2 protein-coding genes are annotated in these 1,920 nt (G+C 41.1%); both read right to left on the reverse strand.

Annotated features, from left to right (window positions below):
• Nucleotides 1-1,122: serine hydrolase (locus AACY61_RS13070; RefSeq protein WP_339612022.1), on the reverse strand; the 1,122-nt coding region annotated here is incomplete at its 3' end.
• A 204-nt stretch (nucleotides 1,123-1,326) separates the two neighbouring features.
• Entirely contained in the window at nucleotides 1,327-1,713 is a 387-nt protein-coding gene (locus tag AACY61_RS13075) for a hotdog domain-containing protein (protein ID WP_339612023.1), read from the reverse strand.
• Nucleotides 1,714-1,920: the final 207 nt, after the last annotated feature.

The following is a 1,920-nucleotide window of genomic DNA, read 5'->3' on the forward strand; positions in this document are numbered from 1 at the left end:
TGCTTCAATGTGTATAAAGCTTGAAGAGGGGTTGGGTGTTATTTTAATGGATTCCTTAATAAGATCATTACCACTCAGTTCACACTCCAAATCATTGATGTACTCCCATATCTGATCATTCAACAAAAAGGGAACGGGCAGGGTGCCGGAGTCTTCTCCCATTCGGATCCACACCATGTTTTCAGAAGGAACCACATTTAAAAACTGACCGTCTTTACCCATGGCAGCATAAGTATCTGCAGGAGCAAGGGGAAACAACGGACCGTTAAAAACGGATTGCAATCCGGGTAGCATATAGGTAGCCGTACCGTTGAGCCACCAAAGATACCCATAGGCTTCATTGAGGGCTTGTGAGGGGGTAGTCATTTGATTGAAGAAATCAGAATCAGTTAGTAGTTGATTGCCGTCCCAGTTGCCGTTATTGAGCATCAATAAACCAAAACGCGCCATGCTTCGGGCATTGCTAAAATACACTTTATTGTTTTCAACGGCTATAAACATGCCATTCATTCCGGTGGGTATTTTTAATTTTTGGGTGGTGTAATTGTTCAGGGTACTGCCGGTGGCTTCTTCAATCACCTGGTCGAGTAGCGTATAAGGGGCGTTGTGATACCCCCAACGGGTTCCGGCTGTAGCGATACACTCCAAACAACTACTATCAGTGCAAGTAGGATCAGCCACACCATCATTTAGTCCGCTCGTCATCGTTAATTGATTTTCAATGGTGATGGCGAACTCATCAGCGGTAGAACAATTCGTCCAGCCGGTTCCCAAATAGGTTGACGTGGGTTCATCGATGGATAAAAATCCTTCTTGTTGCGCAATACCTGTCATAAAAGCCGTGATGGTTTTTCCGGCGGAAGCCCAGTACCAAGGGTCGGCCATGGTATGGTCATCAAAATAGCTTTCGATGACAATTTTGCCGTCTTTCAGCAGGATAAAAGCTTTGGTATTGTTTTCATCCAAAAAGGTGTTGAGCAAGTCAATCTTTTCGGGACACCAGTTCAGTGTATTAGGTGGTAAGGTTTCCCAGTCCGTTCCGGAAGTGGGAGGGAAGTAGCCTGTTTGTGAAAAACCCTTAATGAAGAAGAGTATAAATAACGCTATTGGTATGGCTTTCATTGTTGTGATTTATCAATAAGACAAAATTACCGGGAATTGGTTTAACAATTCTTGAATTAAACCATTTTTTTAAGAAATTATAGTAAGAAATTTAAAGTACAAGAGAGAGGAATTGATAACCAGATTGGCTGTCAACACCCTTTTCCAGTTGTTACTGAAGAAAATAAAAAACCATGGAGAAGGACTTAATTATGAAGGCAACTTTTATTTCAACCGGTCTTTGACAAACTCTATTTTAGTTTTCCCATGTGCTTTAGGTTTGCCATTTTCATCAAGCCCGACCATTACTATTTTATCGATGGTGATGATGCTTTCCCGTGTCATTTTATTCCGCACTTCACAACTCAGAGTGAGGGATGCTTTTCCAAAAGCTACTACATCCAGTCCTATTTCTACAATATCACCGGGAGCTGCTGAGCTTTTAAAGTCAATTTCGCTCATAAATTTAGTAACCGTTTTAGGGTTTTCGAGTTGAATGATGGCATAGAGGGCGGCCTCTTCGTCAATCCATTCCAGCAACCGACCGCCAAACAAAGTGCCATTGGGGTTGAGGTCCTGGGGTTTGATCCATTTTCGGGTGTGGAAACGCATATCGCTTGGGTGTTAATGGTTCTTTTATTAAGTAGATGTATAATTTAGCTAAAGATAACTTCTTTGTTTGCATAAAATTACTAAAAGATTGCAAAAGGAAGCCTGTTTCAAGTGCAATCTTTTTTGAATTTACAACCTCAAAAACGCTTTGGTTAATCTATTTCAATTGTATTCTATACTAATCAACTACGTAGGAATACGTACTCT

This window comes from uncultured Planktosalinus sp. (assembly GCF_963973675.1).
Taxonomy (GTDB): Bacteria; Bacteroidota; Bacteroidia; order Flavobacteriales; family Flavobacteriaceae; genus Planktosalinus.

Excerpts from the sequence above, each read along its gene's own strand:
- AACY61_RS13075 (WP_339612023.1), bottom strand. The coding sequence starts at position 1,713 with ATGCGTTTCCACACCCGAAAATGGATCAAACCCCAGGACCTCAACCCC.